The 14,752-nt window shown below is 60.5% G+C and carries 13 protein-coding genes; 2 read left to right on the plus strand and 11 right to left on the minus strand.

The genetic code is table 11. The features are described 5' to 3' along the window. Nucleotides 1-234: 234 nt before the first annotated feature. Nucleotides 235-525, plus strand: a complete 291-nt coding sequence (locus tag ACIQUH_RS26710) for a GIY-YIG nuclease family protein (RefSeq protein WP_400821035.1) — start codon at nt 235-237, stop codon at nt 523-525. A gap of 188 nt (nt 526-713) precedes the next feature. Here ACIQUH_RS26710 and ACIQUH_RS26715 read toward each other — a convergent pair whose 3' ends face one another. The 5 genes from ACIQUH_RS26715 to ACIQUH_RS26735 form a co-directional block, all read right to left on the minus strand. Next, entirely contained in the window at nt 714-1,430 is a 717-nt protein-coding gene (locus ACIQUH_RS26715; protein ID WP_400820972.1) for an ABC transporter ATP-binding protein, read from the minus strand. Then, nucleotides 1,411-2,175, minus strand: coding sequence for an ABC transporter ATP-binding protein (locus ACIQUH_RS26720; RefSeq protein WP_400820973.1), 765 nt, complete (start codon nt 2,173-2,175; stop codon nt 1,411-1,413). The genes ACIQUH_RS26715 and ACIQUH_RS26720 overlap by 20 nt, the downstream gene beginning before the upstream one ends. Continuing rightward, nucleotides 2,172-3,179, minus strand: coding sequence for a branched-chain amino acid ABC transporter permease (locus ACIQUH_RS26725; protein ID WP_400820974.1), 1,008 nt, complete (start codon nt 3,177-3,179; stop codon nt 2,172-2,174). Before ACIQUH_RS26725 ends, ACIQUH_RS26720 begins: the two co-directional genes overlap by 4 nt. Nucleotide 3,180: 1 nt before the next feature. Continuing rightward, on the minus strand, nt 3,181-4,044 hold the full coding sequence (locus tag ACIQUH_RS26730; RefSeq protein ID WP_004445147.1) for a branched-chain amino acid ABC transporter permease: 864 nt from the start codon (nt 4,042-4,044) through the stop codon (nt 3,181-3,183). Nucleotides 4,045-4,162: 118 nt separating this feature from the next. Then, nucleotides 4,163-5,335: an ABC transporter substrate-binding protein gene (locus tag ACIQUH_RS26735; protein WP_400820976.1), complete on the minus strand. Its 1,173-nt coding sequence runs from the start codon at nt 5,333-5,335 to the stop codon at nt 4,163-4,165. A 400-nt stretch (nt 5,336-5,735) separates the two neighbouring features. Here ACIQUH_RS26735 and ACIQUH_RS26740 point away from each other — a divergent pair, with 400 nt between their 5' ends. Beyond that, the gene (locus ACIQUH_RS26740; RefSeq protein WP_400820978.1) at nt 5,736-6,113 is read left to right on the plus strand and encodes a hypothetical protein; all 378 of its coding nucleotides are present in this window, start codon (nt 5,736-5,738) and stop codon (nt 6,111-6,113) included. A gap of 84 nt (nt 6,114-6,197) precedes the next feature. On the opposite strand, the gene ACIQUH_RS26745 is transcribed toward ACIQUH_RS26740, so the two are convergent. The 6 genes from ACIQUH_RS26745 to ACIQUH_RS26770 all read right to left on the minus strand — a co-directional run bounded on the left by ACIQUH_RS26745 (nt 6,198) and on the right by ACIQUH_RS26770 (nt 14,126). Further along, a complete protein-coding gene (locus tag ACIQUH_RS26745; RefSeq protein ID WP_400820980.1) occupies nt 6,198-7,022 on the minus strand; it encodes a GyrI-like domain-containing protein in 825 nt (274 codons plus the stop codon). Nucleotides 7,023-7,133: 111 nt separating this feature from the next. Beyond that, complete coding sequence (locus tag ACIQUH_RS26750; RefSeq protein ID WP_400820983.1) at nt 7,134-8,867, minus strand: M14 family metallopeptidase; 1,734 nt, start codon at nt 8,865-8,867, stop codon at nt 7,134-7,136. 5 nt (nt 8,868-8,872) lie between these two features. After that, a complete protein-coding gene (locus tag ACIQUH_RS26755; protein ID WP_020811984.1) occupies nt 8,873-9,721 on the minus strand; it encodes an ABC transporter permease in 849 nt (282 codons plus the stop codon). Nucleotides 9,722-9,727: 6 nt separating this feature from the next. Next, the gene (locus tag ACIQUH_RS26760; protein ID WP_003505487.1) at nt 9,728-10,651 is read right to left on the minus strand and encodes an ABC transporter permease; all 924 of its coding nucleotides are present in this window, start codon (nt 10,649-10,651) and stop codon (nt 9,728-9,730) included. Nucleotides 10,652-10,728: 77 nt separating this feature from the next. Beyond that, entirely contained in the window at nt 10,729-12,264 is a 1,536-nt protein-coding gene (locus tag ACIQUH_RS26765) for an ABC transporter substrate-binding protein (protein ID WP_400820987.1), read from the minus strand. Nucleotides 12,265-12,305: 41 nt separating this feature from the next. Then, complete coding sequence (locus ACIQUH_RS26770; RefSeq protein WP_400820989.1) at nt 12,306-14,126, minus strand: ABC transporter ATP-binding protein; 1,821 nt, start codon at nt 14,124-14,126, stop codon at nt 12,306-12,308. Nucleotides 14,127-14,752: the final 626 nt, after the last annotated feature.

Genomic DNA, 14,752 nt, shown 5'->3' on the forward strand with positions numbered 1-14,752 from the left:
CCGCAAACTGCTCGTCATCGCAAACGCCATTCTCAGGGACAAAACCACATTCAAAACATCCTGAGAATAATATCCACCAATACAGTTGCCAGCCGTCGCGCGTCTGCGCGGCGGGGAGGGTCTCCTTCCAGCCCAAGGACTTGGGCTGACTGGATTCCTGTGACAAGCACAGGAATGAGGGGAGGATATAATTCGACCTTGCGAAGCATTAAGGAAAGATGCACGTTCATTTACATGAAAGGCTACGTTTATATTTTAGCATCCAAGCGAAACGGAACGCTCTATACTGGCGTTACGAAGGATTTGCCCAATAGACTATTCGAACATCAGAATGAACTGACACCCGGATTTACGTCACGATATGGTGTGAAGATGCTTGTGTGGTTCGAGGAATACGACCTCTTGACCAGTGCGATCACGCGCGAAAAAACGATCAAGAAATGGCCTCGGCAATGGAAGCTCAATCTGATTGAAAGCACAAATCCGGATTGGGATGATATATCTGCTCATCTGCATGACCTGTGACCCACGCCTTGTGACCAAGCCACCGACGGTCACCACACACTCACCTTATCCCCGTTCCCCGGAACAGGCCCGAGGATGTCACGGGGATCCGGCCGACGCGCGTCTGCGCGGCGAGAGAGTCCTTTCAGCCCAAGGACTTGGGCTGGCTGGATTCCTGTGACAGGCACAGGAATGAGGGTGAGGGTGGCTCAGTGCAGCCCGCCAACCCCGAGATGCGTGTCGATAATGCCCGGATTCTCCGAAAGCTCGCTCGACGGCCCTTCCCAGACGATGCGGCCGCGTTCCATGATGATGGCGTGGTCGGCGAAGTCGATGGCCATCTGGATGCGCTGTTCGACGAGGAGAATGGTCATTTCGCCGGATTGGGCGAGTTTGGAAAAGGCCGCCATCAGCTCTTCGCAGATGACGGGGGCGAGGCCTTCGAGCGGTTCGTCGAGCAGCAGCACGCGCGGCTGGCCGAGAATGGTCCGGGCGGTGGAGAGCATCTGCTGTTCGCCGCCGGAAAGTTGCGAGCCGAGATTGCGACGGCGCTCCTTCAGGCGCGGAAACAGCGTGTAAGCTTCCTCGATGGCCGATTTCGGCCGGGTCTTGAGGCCGACAAAGAGGTTTTCCTCTACCGTCAGGGTCGGGAAAACATCCCGCGTTTGCGGCACGTAACCGAGGCCGGCTTTGGCGCGGGCAGCACTCGGCAAAGCGGCGATGTCCTGCCCGCCGATGCGGATATCGCCGGCAAAACGTTTCGTCTGGCCGGCCAGCGTGGCAAAGAGGCTGGTCTTGCCAACCCCGTTGCGGCCGAGCACGGCAAAACGCGAGCCCGAGGGCACGGAAAGCGACAGGCCCTCGATGACCCTTGTCGGGCCATAACCGGCGGTGAGGTTGGCGATTTCAAGCGGCGCTGCGGGCATTGGCGTAACTTCCCAGATAAGCTTGGCGGACTTCCGCATTGCTGGTGACATCATCAGGCGAGCCGTCGAAGATGACGGCGCCGGCCGCCAGAACGACCACGCGCTTGGCAAATCGGAAGACCAGATCCATGTCGTGCTCGATCATCAATATGGCGAGATCGGCGGGCAGCCGGTCGAGCGCCTGTTCGATGCGCGCGGTTTCCGTGGAAGGCACGCCGGCGGCCGGTTCGTCCAGCAGCAGAATTTTCGGGCGAAGCGCCATGGCAAGCGCGATCTCGATCAGCCGCTGCTGGCCATAGGCGATTTCACGCACCCGGGTTTCGGCAAGCGCCAGAAGGCCGAGCGTGCCGAGAATGTCGCGGGCTTCGCTCATGACCAAGGGCATGGCGCGGTAACGGCCGAAAACCCGGCCCGTCTTGCCTTCACGCTGGAGAATGGCAAGCGCCACATGTTCCTCGGGCGTCATGTCCTGAAATAGCCGGGTCACCTGGAAGGAGCGCACGAGGCCGCGCTTCACCCGCTGGCTGGCGCTGAGGCCGGTCACGTCCTCGCCGGCGATGCGCACCGTGCCGGCCGAGGGCTTGATATTGCCGGTGACGAGATTGACGAAGGTCGTCTTGCCGGCGCCATTCGGGCCGATCAGCACTGTGCGGTCTCCCGGCGAAAGCGACAGCGAGACATTATTGGTGACGACAAGGCCGCCGAAATTTTTCTTGAGGTCGGAGACTTCGAAAATGGCACTCATTTGCGATCTCCCCGCAGGCGCGCAATGATCTGTTCACCCGCGCCGTAAAGCCCGCGTGGTGCGAAGAGCACGACGGCAATCAGCAGCAGGCCGACAATGGTGAGCCAGTGGAAAGGATTGGCGGCGGAAACGACATCTTCGAACCACATGAAGGTGACGGTGCCGATCAGCGCGCCGTAAAGCGAACCCGCGCCGCCGAGCACCAGCATGACCAGCCCTTCGGCCGAAAGCGTGAAGCTGAGGCTGTCGAGGCCGACGACCTGGGTGGAAATGGCGTTGAGCGCGCCGCCAATGCCGGCGACGATGCCCGATATCACGAACATCTTCAAGATCGTGCCGTTGACGGCGCCGCCCATGGCCTGAATGCGGATGCTGTCCTGCTTGACGCCACGGCACAACATGCCGAAGGGCGAATTGACCACGACCCTGAGGGCGAGGAAAACAAGGAGCAGCAGACAGACGCCGTAGATATAGGCGGTGCGGCCGAAGAGATCGAATTCGAAGGTGCCGAACAGCGCGTCCGGGGAAACGCCTGATAGCCCGTCGCTGCCGCCGGTCCAGCCGGAAGCCTTGTTGGCCGCCTCATGGAACAGGTGGATGACGGCGATGGAAAGCACCAGCTGCGGCAGGCCGTGGGCGCGCAGCAGCACCGTGCCGGAAAGCAGCCCCGCCACGCCGCCCGCGGCAGCGCCGATCACGGTCATCAAAAGCGGGTCGGTGATCTCGAAATGGGCGGCGGCGATGCCGGCGGCATAGGCGCCGGCGCCGAACAGGGCGGCATGGCCAAGCGTGGCGACGCCGCAATAACCGGTAACGAGATCGATCGACAGCACCAGCAGCGCGATGGCGATGATGCGGGTCAGAAGCGCCAGATTATCCGGAAACAGGTAATAACCGGCAATGGCGGCGATAATGATGAGGAGCGGTCCCGCGAGCGTGCGCAGCGGCGAGCGCGCCTTCGGGATCTCTGCCGTTTCAGTGACGTCGTTCATGAGCACCGCCATCTCATTTCGCCCTTCCGAGAAGGCCGCGCGGGAACAAAGTGATGATCACGATGACCGCCAGGTAAAAGAAGAATTCGCCATATTCCGGGGCAAGATACCGCCCGGTCGTATCGATGGCGCCGAGCAGCAGGCAGGCGATCAGCGCGCCGGGAATGGAGCCCGCGCCGCCGACCGAAACCACCACGAGGAAGGTGACCATGTAGCGCAGCGCATAATAGGGTTCGACCGGCAGCAGTTCCGCGCCGATGACGCCGCCCATGGCGGCAAGGCCGACGGCGATGGCGAAGCTGACGGCATAGATGATCTCGGTGCGCACGCCGAGTGCCGCCGCCATGGCGGCATTATCGACCGCCGCCCGCAGCTTGATGCCGAAGGCCGTCTTTTCGAAGGTGAACCACAGCGCGCCGGCCACGGCCAGACCGCAGGCAATGGCGAAGATGCGGTGGGTGGCGATGGTGCGGAAGCCGAGATCGGTGGGGCCGGCCAGCTGCTGCGGCAGCGGAATGGTCTTCAGCGTCGGGCCGAAGACGAAATTGGCGATGCCGATGATGCAAAAGGTGATGCCGATCGTCATCAGCACCTGCGTCAGCTCAGGTGCGCCATAGATGCGGCGATAGAGGAAACGCTCAAGTGGAATGGCAATGACGATGGTGCCGACGATGGCGACGAGGATCGCCGCCGCATAACCGAGGCCGAGGCCATGGGCGGCATAGGAGGCGAGATAACCGCCGATCATGGCGAAGGCGCCATGCGCCAGATTGACCACCCGCATCAGCCCCATCGTGACCGAAAGGCCGATGGAGATGATGAACAGGACCATGCCATAGGCAAGCGCATCGATGAGGATGCTGAAGACCGTCTGCATGCTGAAAAAACTCCTCCCGGTGCTGTAACGCCCGTCCGGGCCGGAACCGAACCGCCGCAAGGGCGGCTCGACCGTTTCAAGAATGCCGCCATTGTGGCGGCGAGGCCCGTGTCGCCGGTTATTTCGCGGCGGCGAGACCCGGATCGCCCTGCTTTTCGAAGGTCTGGACTTCCTTGTTGTAATAGCTGCCGTCATCCGCCTTGGCCACTTCGCGCAGATAGATGTTCTGCGTGATGTGGCGGCTTTCCGGATCGATGCTGACAGGGCCGCGCGGGCTTGTCCAGGAAAGACCCTTCACCGCGTCCACCGCCTTTTCGGCATCCTGCTTGCCGCCGGTCGCCTCGATCATCTTGCTGATGACATACATGCCGTCAAAGGCGCCGACTGCGGGGAAGGACAGTTCCTTGGGATTGCCGATCGCCTTGGCGGCGGCTTCCACGAAGGTCTTGTTCTCAGGCGAATCATGCGAGACGGCGTAATGGAAAGTCGTCTGCATGCCGAGTGCGGCTTCGCCCAGCGCCGGCAGGTCGGACTCCTGCGTGAGGTCGCCCGGTGCGAAGAGCTTGACGCCTGCGGATTTCAGGCCGTTATCGTTGAAGGCCTTGACGAAACCGAGCGTGGTCGGGCCGGACGGCAGGAAGGCGAAGACGCCCTGCGCGCCGGAATCCTTCACGCGCTGCATGATCGGGCTGAAATCATTGGTGGAGAGCGGCATGCGGATGGTTTCCACCACCTCGCCGCCGGCGGCGGTGAAGGCCGCCTTGAAGGCGTTTTCGGCATCGACGCCCGGGCCGTAATCGCTGACCAGCGAAATGACCTTCTTCACGCCGCCGTCAAAGGCCACCTTGGCGATGGGGGTGGAGGTCTGCCAGGTGGTGAAAGAGGTGCGCACCACATAGGGGCTTTTCGTCACGATGGCCGAGGTGGCGGCATTCATGATGACCATCGGCACATTGCCCTGTTTCAGAAGCGGCGTGACGGCCATGGCATCAGGGGTGAAATAGAAGCCGGCGAGATATTGCACGCCTTCCTTCACCACCAGTTCCTGCGCCAGCGCCTTTGATTGCGCCGGATCGGCCTGCGGCACATCGCGATAGACGACCTCGACCGTGTCATCGCCGACCTTGTTGCCGTGAAGGGCAAACCAGGCGTCGATGCCGGCCTTGAAGTTCTTGCCCTGCAACGCAAACGGGCCGGAGAACGGACCGACCACGCCGACCTTGATCGTCTCGGCATAGGCGGCAGTGCTGAAGCAGATGGCCGCGATTGCGACGGTGATCCGAAATTTCATGATTTCCTCCCAGTTGATCCGTGGCTCCCATCCACCGATCCAGACTTGCCAGAGTGATGAGGGAAAGGGCCAAAGTAAAATGAAATAAGGGGGGTAATAGATAACCTGACGGTTATCAATATCCGCGCATTCGTTCCCCCCGCCGATCGCTCGCCACGCCCTGGCATATGAGCCCCGGCGGCCTTCGCACCGCCGTCACTCATTCCGGCTTGGGGGCCAAAACGATGGCGGACACTGCGATCGCCAACGCAAAGATACGGGTTTTGTCGATGAGAACAGTTTCGCGCAAACTCAACGCGGGATAGTGACGATGTGGAGACGAAACCAATGCCTTAACCAGTTCTAAGGGGATTGTTCGTAGTCTCGCCAAGCATATTTTGGAACTTTATTTGGTGTCTTGATGGGCGAATATCAGAATAAAGCTGTTGAGCTGATGCGCAATCGCGTCGGGGAGAATATGCTCAACAACAGGATCGAGCGTCGTGAGGCATTCCTGCGCAAGGCGCTCACGCTCTATCACGCCATGGGCGGAACGGCAGAGGACCTGCAGGCGGCCGTAAAGGATGCCGCGGCCGCGCCGGCGCCCAGCATCGACGTGGCCGTTGGCGACGTCATGTACAAGCTCGCCGCTATCGGCCACGTTGCCGATATCGATATTATTCAGGCGGGTTACAACAAGCTCGATGCGGCCAATCTGCATATTCTCAGCAAGGGCAAGAAGCTGCTGCAGAAGCAGCGCGATCAGAAGCTCGCCACCACCGCCGCGCCAGCGAAATAGGCGAGCCACCGCCCGTTCGGCAGCCGCCAATTCACCATATGCCCCAGGGCTGGCCGGGGCATATGGTCTTCACAGGCCGATATTTCAGGCGATGACGGGTATCCAGATTTCCACGATTCCCCGCCCGGTCTTGGCATCGAAGCGCCGGTCATAACGTTCGAAATCGGGAGAGTGGGCGGTTTTCAGCCCGGCATCGGGCAACGCCTTGTTCCAGATCGTATAGACCGTTCGGGGAAGATCCGAGATGTGGCCGTTATGGGTGAAGACGGCATAGGATTGCGCGGGCAATTCGATATGATCCATGCCCGGGGTCTTCGTGAGCGCCTTGACGCCGGCAAGATAGGTGCAGTTGCCAGCCTCATCGGCGGCGCTGCAAACACCATAAGCAGCCCCGGACACGGCCTCCTCGACTTCGCTTTCGCGCAGATTGAAGCGCTGCCACAGGGCGGGAATGGCGCTGTTGTTCTCCAGCGAGCAGGGGGTGGTGAGGCCCACCACCATAAAGGCATCGGCACGGCGCATTTCCGGCGGCTGGACTTCGACGAACATGTCGTTTTTCATTTTCAAGGGCTCCATGAGATCAAGGGACGAGGTTGATCGGGCCTTGCGAACTGTGCTTGGTAAGGTGTTGAAATAATTCGCAAAGGCCCGCGTGAACGCCTCATGGGACCCGTATCCCGCATCAAGTGCTGCGGTGAGGATATCGCCATCGTACCGTGCGATGGTTTCCGCCGCCCTGGAAAGGCGGCGTGCCCGGACATAGGACATGATCGACAGGCCGGTGGAAAGCTGGAACAACCGGCACATGTGATGTGTGCTGATCGCGCAGCGATCGGACAGGACCGTCAATGTCAGGTCCCTGTGCAGATCGGTTTCGATCTGCCAGATGAGCTTGTCGAGAGCGGGCATGGGGTCTCCTGTGGTTCACGCCCTTACCATGCAAAACCGCTCCGCTTCCTGCTTGATCGGGTTTGACTTGTTGTCGCCTTTTCCCGCCGCTGCCGTTTCAGGACGGTTCCATCAGGCCACCTTCGGCGACAGGATTTCCTGCCAGGCATCATAGGCCGATAGAACCGTTTCCATCTGCGCGGTATGGCCGGTGATGAAATCATCGCCATAGATCGTTTCATCGGGATATTCGGTGATCAGCGTCATCGGCACGGTGTGGCGATCGTCCACGGACGACAGGCACGGAAAGCCGTTGATAATGCGGAAACCGGTTTCGCCCGCATGAATTTCATAAAGCGCGATCTGGCGGTTGTTGTAGTCGAGCAGGCCGGGAATGGCGCCGAGATGGCGGGTCACCCTGTCGAGCAGGGCTTCCGCCTGGCTTTCCCAATCCGCATGGTGGCGGATGATGAGGAAGAAACCCTTGGGCAGCGTCCACATGGCGAAATTGCGCGGCACATAACCTGATAGAGGTCGGGTCCACTCATGTGAGGGATAACCGTGCAGGTTCACATGCAGGCTGGCGCCGCTGATCTCCTGCGCCTTGAAGCGGATTGCCTTCTCATTGAGATGGGCGCCCGAATTTTCCCGCGTGCGATATTCGAGATCGTCGCCGAGCGCCGTGTAACGCGCCGCGTGATGCATGTGGCGTGGATTGTCGACGCGCAGGCGCTGGTGCAGGGCGTAACCATCCGGATTTTCCAGCGGCGAAATGGTGAAATGCGCGCCCTTGCGCTCCGCGAGTTTGCGGGCGGCACGGATGGCGCCGACGATGCCTGTCGTCTCGTTGGGATGCTGGCCACCGCTCACCATGACTGCGGCATCGTTGCCGGCGACGTAACGGGCGGCAAGGATGCGGCCGGAGCGGGAGCGGGCCTCGAAGGCCTCGCCGCCGATCTCTTCAAGCAGCTTTACGAGCTGGCCTGCCGCAACCGGTTCGCTGGCCTTATCGATCTGCTGTTCGCGGCCATCGAGAAAGGCGGTGGTGAGCGTGCGGGCCTCGATGCGGACTGAGACTTCACCTTCGCTTTTGACGATTTCCGGCACGATCTGGCCGGGTTTCAGGCCCCGGTCACCCAGCGGCCGGCCGGATTTCTTCTGGAAGAACTCCAGGAGCGAGAAATAGAAATCCTCGTGCAGGGCTTCGCGCAGGCTGACGACCTCATCGCCGAGGGAGAGCGGCAAATCTTCGGCCGGATGCGCGACGCGGATGTTCAGTTCCTCGAAATAGGGCTCTTCATCGCCCCAGCCGTGGTTGACGACGGCATGGATCGCCGCCTCGAAAAGCCGCTCGTAGTCTGTCTCCAGCCGCTTGCCCGCAGCATTGCCGGCAGGACGGAACCAGCCGGTCGGCGAGACATTGGTTTCGCCGACGATATCGGTATGAACCCGGTTTGGGGCGAGAACCTTCAGGGTTTCCTGCTTGCCATTACGGCTCAGGGTAACATCATAATGGAAGGCGTCGTCGTCGCGGGCGATGAAGTCGATCTTCGCATCGCCCACAAGAGCCGCCAGCGGATAGGCCTCCAGCCGGAAACGGTTGGCGGGCGCGTTGGCATGCACCGGGTAACGCACCTCGATGGTGTCGACGCCATCCAGATTAATCTCTTCCAGAAAGGTGAAGAGAAGCGGTTTGTAGGCGCTGCGGATGCGGGCGCTGACGCCTTTTTTCTTCAGCCTCTCTTCGGCCTCGCGGCGGCTTTTGGCGTCATCGAAGCTCCATGCCTCGAAGGACTGGCCGGGCTCGGCATTGGCGAGAAGCGCATCCAGCGTGCGTTCGAAGGTCTGGTCGAAAATCTGGCTCATCTGGATTACCTCGAAGTTCTGCCTGTTGGGTCAAGGCTGTCGCGCAGCCAGTCGCCGAGAAGGTTGAGGCCAAGCACCGTCAGAAGAATCGCAAGGCCCGGAAAGACGCTGACCCACCATGCCGTCTGCAGATAGGTACGTCCATCCGCCAGCATGCCACCCCAGCTCGGGATGGTCGGATCAACGCCGAGGCCGAGGAAGGTGAGGCTGCTTTCCAAAAGGATGTTGTTGGCGACATTCAGCGTCATCAGCACGATGACCGGGCCGATAAGGTTCGGCAGCAGGTGCTGGAGGATGATGCGCCAGTCCTTCACGCCGATGGCGCGGGCGGAAAGGATGAATTCCCGTTCCCTGAGCGTCAGCACCGAGCCGCGCACGAGGCGGGCATATTGCACCCATTGCGAGACGATCAGCAGGATGATGGTGTTGGTGAGGCTGCCGCCGACAATGGCGATGAAGGTGATGGCCAAGAGAATGAAGGGCATGGCGAGCTGGATATCGGCAAAGCGCATGACCAGCATATCCCAGAAGCCGCGATAATAACCGGCGACCAGACCGACCGCGACGCCGAAGATGACCGCGCCGATAACCGAGGTGAAACCGACCAGCAGCGAAATCTTGCCGCCGGCGACGACACGGGCGAGCACGTCACGGCCGAGCGGATCGGTGCCGAGCGGATGGGCGGCATTGGCAAAGGGCTTGGCAAGGCGGGCCATCAGGTCGATCTTGTCCGCACCGCCCGGAAACAGCACGTCGGAAAAGACGACGGCAAGGCAGATAACTGTCGTGAGGAACGCACCGAGGACGAATTCGAGATTGGTGAAGCGCGCGAGACGCGAGGTTTTGGCAGCCATCGTCACTTACTCCGTGCGGATGCGCGGATCGACAAGCCCGTAGGCGATATCGACCAGAAGGTTGATGCCGACGATCATCAGCGACAGCACGGTGATGACGGCCTGAAGCACGGGATAATCACGCGCGCCGACCGCATCGAAAGCCAGCGTGCCGAGGCCCGGCCAGTTGAAGACACGCTCGATAACGACGATGCCGCCGAGTAGCCCGCCAAATTGCAGGCCAAAATAGGTGATGAGCGGAATGGCGCAGTTGCGCAGCGCGTGTTTGTAGAGAACCTTGCTTTCGCTGAGGCCCTTGGCGCGCGCCACCATCACATATTGCGAGCGCAGCGTATCGAGCATGGCGGTGCGCACGAGGCGGACATTGGTTGCCGTCAGGATCACACCCATCGTCACTGATGGCATGATGTAGCTTGCGAAACCGCCCATGCCGCTGGGGGGCAGCCAGCCGAGCGTGATGGAGAATAGCAGCACCAGCATGGTGGCCAGCCAGAAATTCGGGAAGGACAGGCCGACGAGCGAGAAGATGCGGATCACCTGATCGGCCGTTTTGCCACGCGAGGTCGCCGCCTTGATGCCGAGCGGGATGGAAAGCGCAATCGACACCGCCATGGAAATGAAGGCGAGCAGCAGCGTGGCGGGCAGGGCATCGGCGATGAGGCGCGAGACCGGCGTGCTGCCGGTGAAGCTGCGGCCGAAATCGAGCGTCACGAGGCCCTTCAGGAAGCTGAAATATTGCACGAAGAACGGCCGGTCGGTACCGAGCGCCGCGCGAATGCGCGCCAGATCGTCTTCCGTCATGCTGCCGCCGCCCTGGAACATGGTGACAGCCGGATCGCCTGTGAGGCGAATGGCGAAGGAAACGAGAAGGGTGATGGCGATGACGACAAAAATCGCCTGCAGCAATCGCTTGATGAGGAAACCGGCCACGTTTTTTACCTTGAAGAGAGACCCGGCCTTGCCCGCATTGCGGCGGGCAAGGCGTGTTGATCAGAAAACCAGCCTGATTATTCGACGGTCACGTCGGTCAGCTTCAGGCGGTTATCCGGCGGTGCGACGAAACCCTTGACCCGCTTGTTGATGCCGTAAATGGCATTGGTGTTGTAAAGCGGGATTTCCAGCGCGCGTTCGGCGGTATAGCTGCCGATTTCCTTGAGGATCTTTTCGCGCTCGGCACGGTCGGTCAGCGGACGCTGGGATTCAAGCAGCTTGTCCAGCTTTTCGTCCTTGTCGTAAGGGTTCCACTTTTCACCCGAGTGATACATGGAATAGGCCGTGTTGTCGTAATCGAAGGTCCAGCCGCCCCATTTCTGCTGGAACATCGCGCCGGTCTTGCCCTGCGGGATGATGTCGTTCAGCAGCACGTTGGTTTCGTAAGGCTTGATGGTGGCGGTGATGCCGACCATGGAGAGGTAGCTGGAAATAACCTGCGCCACTTCGTTCATCGTCGCGTCATTGCCGCGGATATCGATCTGCAGCGCCGCACCCGGTTTGACGCCGGCTTCCGCGAGCAGCTTTTTCGCGCCTTCCGGATCGTAAGGCAGCGGCTTCAGTTCCGGGTCGTAACCGAAGGACAGCGCGCTTTGGAAGCTTGCGATTTCCGATGCCTGACCGGCGAGGATCGACTTGACGATGGTGCCGCGGTCGACGGCCATGATGATCGCCTTGCGCACCTTCGGATCGGCGGTAATGCCGTCACGGGTGTTGAAACGCAGCGCATCGACGGTCGGGCCGGGAACGCTGACGATCTCAAGCTTGGAATCGCCTTCGATGACCGGGATCATGCCGATCGGGATGGTGGGCGGAATGACGAGATCGACGCGGCCGGCCTGCAATTCGGCAACGGCGGTCGCTGGCTCGGCGATGAAGCGATATTCAAGCTCGGACAGCTTTGGCGCACCGCCCCAGTAATCCGGGTTGGCTTCCAGCTTGATATTGGTCTTCGGCGCGTAGGAAACGAATTTGAATGCGCCGGTGCCGACTGGGTTGAGGTTGAAATTGTCCTCACCCTTTTCCTTGATGTAGGCAGGCGGAACGATCATGCCGCCATAACCGGCAAGCTTGGTGAGCAGCACGGGATCCGGCGCCTTCAGCTTCATGTCGACGGTGTAATCGTCGATGACATCGACGCTTTCGATGGCGACATAGTTGGAGCGCTGCGGGCCCTTGGCACCCTGTTCGCCGAGAAGGCGCTCGAAGGTGAACTTGACGGCGGCGGCGTTGAAGGGTTCGCCATTGTGGAACTTGACGTTCTGGCGCAGCTTGAAGCGGATGCGCTTGCCCTCATCCAGCTCTTCCCAGGATTCGGCAAGGCCGGGCACAACCTTCAGGTCCGGGCCGCGATAGGTGAGGCCATCGAAGATATTGGTGGCGACGGCAGCCCACTGCACGAGGAAGGTGTCGATCGGATCCCAGCTGCCGGGGTCCTGCGGGCTGGAAATGGTCATCTTGCCGGCGGCGAACGCCGGTGCAGCGGTGAAGGCCGTGGCGGCCATGGCAAGCGCGACGAACGTTGTCGTCATCCCCTTCTTGATTATTGTCATCTACCTGTTCCTCTTCAGATGGTTGCGGTTCTGGTTGTTATTCAGGCGCTCTTCGCGATGAAGTGGCCCGGATTGATTTCCTCATGGGCGAGAACGGCTCGCTCGTCGCCGACACGGCGCACGGGATTGGGAATCTCGCCCTCGAGCATGGGGATGCGGCGCTCGATGGTCGGATCGGCAACCGGCACGGCCGAAAGCAGGCGGCGGGTATAATCATGCATCGGTGTTTCGAAGACCTGCCGGCGGCTACCCATTTCCATGATCTGGCCGAGATAAAGCACGGCGACGCGATGGCTCATCTTTTCCACGACAGCCATGTCATGGCTGATGAAGAGATAAGCGAGGCCACGCTCGGCCTGCAAATCCATGAACAGATTGATGATCTGCGCCTGAATGGAGACATCGAGCGCCGACAGAGCCTCATCGGCGATGATGAGCTTCGGATCGGAGGCAAGCGCGCGGGCAATGCAGACGCGCTGGCGCTGGCCGCCGGAAAACTCGTGCGGATAACGCGCGGCATGTTCGGAGCCGAGGCCCACACGCTCCAGCAATTCATCCACCCGCCGCTTTACGGCCTTCTGATCATTGATCAAACCATGGGTGTTGATTGGCTCGGCAATCGAGAACCCGACCGTCTTGCGCGGATCGAGCGAGGCGAAGGGATCCTGGAAAATATATTGCACTTCCTGGCGCATGCGGAACCGCTCTGCCGCCGACATCTGCGAATAGCTGCGGCCATTAAAGGCAATCTCACCTGATACGGCCGTTTGCAGCTGCTGGATGGTGCGGCCGATGGTGGATTTGCCCGACCCGGATTCGCCCACCAGCGCCAGCGTCTCGCCGGCATGAATGTCGAAGCTCACCTTCTGCACCGCGCTGCAACGGTGCGTCGCCTTGCCGAACAGGTTCTTGCGGATATCGAAGCGCACGAACAGGTCCTTCACCGACAATAGCGGCTTGGCGTCATATTTCGCGGTGTTTTGCACACGCTCTTCGCCGACCACGACTGGCTGGCCATCCTGCAACACGGTGAGCGGCAGGCGCTTGGGAAACTCTTCACCTTCCATGCTGCCGAGGCGCGGCACGGCGGAAAGCAGGGCACGTGTGTAAGGGTGCTGCGGGTTGGCGAAGATATCCTTCACGGGACCTTCCTCGACCTTCTTGCCCTTCCACATGACAACGACGTCATCGGCCATTTCCGCCACCACGCCCATATCATGGGTGATGAAGACCATGCCCATGCCGAGCTTCTTCTGAAGATCGCGCATGATGTTGAGGATCTGCGCCTGAATGGTGACATCCAGCGCCGTCGTCGGCTCGTCGGCGATCAGAAGCTTCGGCCGGCAGGCGAGCGCCATGGCGATCATCACCCGCTGGCGCATACCGCCGGAAAGCTGGTGAGGATAACGCTTCAGAAGCTCGGCCGCATCGGGCAGGCGCACCATTTCGAGCAGCTCGCGGGCTTGCGCCATGGCAGCCGTCTTGCCGAGCTTCTCATGCAAAACAAGCACTTCGCAGATCTGGTCGCCGATGGTGAAGACGGGATTGAGCGAGGTCATCGGCTCCTGGAAAATCATGGCGATCTCCTTGCCGCGGATCGAGCGCATCTCTTTCTGCGAAGCCTTCAGCAAGTCCTTGCCTTCAAACAGGATTTTGCCGGTGGGGTAGGTCGCACCCATCATATCCGCAAGGCGCATGGTGGAGAGCGAGGTGACCGATTTTCCCGATCCGGATTCACCGACGATCGCAACCGTGCGGCCGGGCTCGACGCGGAAGGAAATATCGTCCACGACGCGGCTGTTACCAAACTCGACGCTCAGGCCTTCGACGGACAGGAGGGCGTTTGCGTTTGCGGCAGTCATATCATCGTCTCCGGCATGGTCTGCGCGGCAATTCTGGCGCAGTCATCTGAAATGGAAAGGGGGAAAAGGTCACGGGCAGGCATGCGCCGGGCGGTGCCATGCGGACAGGACGGGAATGTCACGAGGGACTGCATGTTTCAGGCCGCTTTGCCAGCGGAAAGCGCCTTGCCCGGCGTCCGACAATACAAAACCCGCGGTGCCGCCGAAGCACCGCTGGCAACCTCGCAGCTACCATCAGGACAATTTGCGTCGGCCGCAGATTCGACGATGCGCATGAAACTTTATTCCCCACCCTTGTTTTGCCGAAAAAGCTAACAAAACAGAACAATCATGTCCAGAGTGTTGAACAATTTTTGTGTACTGCTCTACAAATGCGCAAGTGCATTTTTATTGAGCGCGGGTGTGCCTGAATGTGCGGGGCGCGTACCGCGCTTCTTCAGGGTTTATTGTCGGGAAGACTGTTGCCGGTCGGCGAGTGTCGAAGATAGGTGATGGCTCCGATATGGTCGCCGTCATCCTCGGGCTTGACCCGAGGATCCATAACCCGTTGAAGTCGATGGATCCTCGGGTCAAGCCCGAGGATGACGGCGGAAGGAGAGGATGACGGCGGAAGGATAAGCGGGCAA

Origin of the sequence: Agrobacterium sp. NPDC090283, from assembly GCF_044769685.1 — a bacterium.
GTDB lineage: Bacteria > Pseudomonadota > Alphaproteobacteria > Rhizobiales > Rhizobiaceae > Agrobacterium.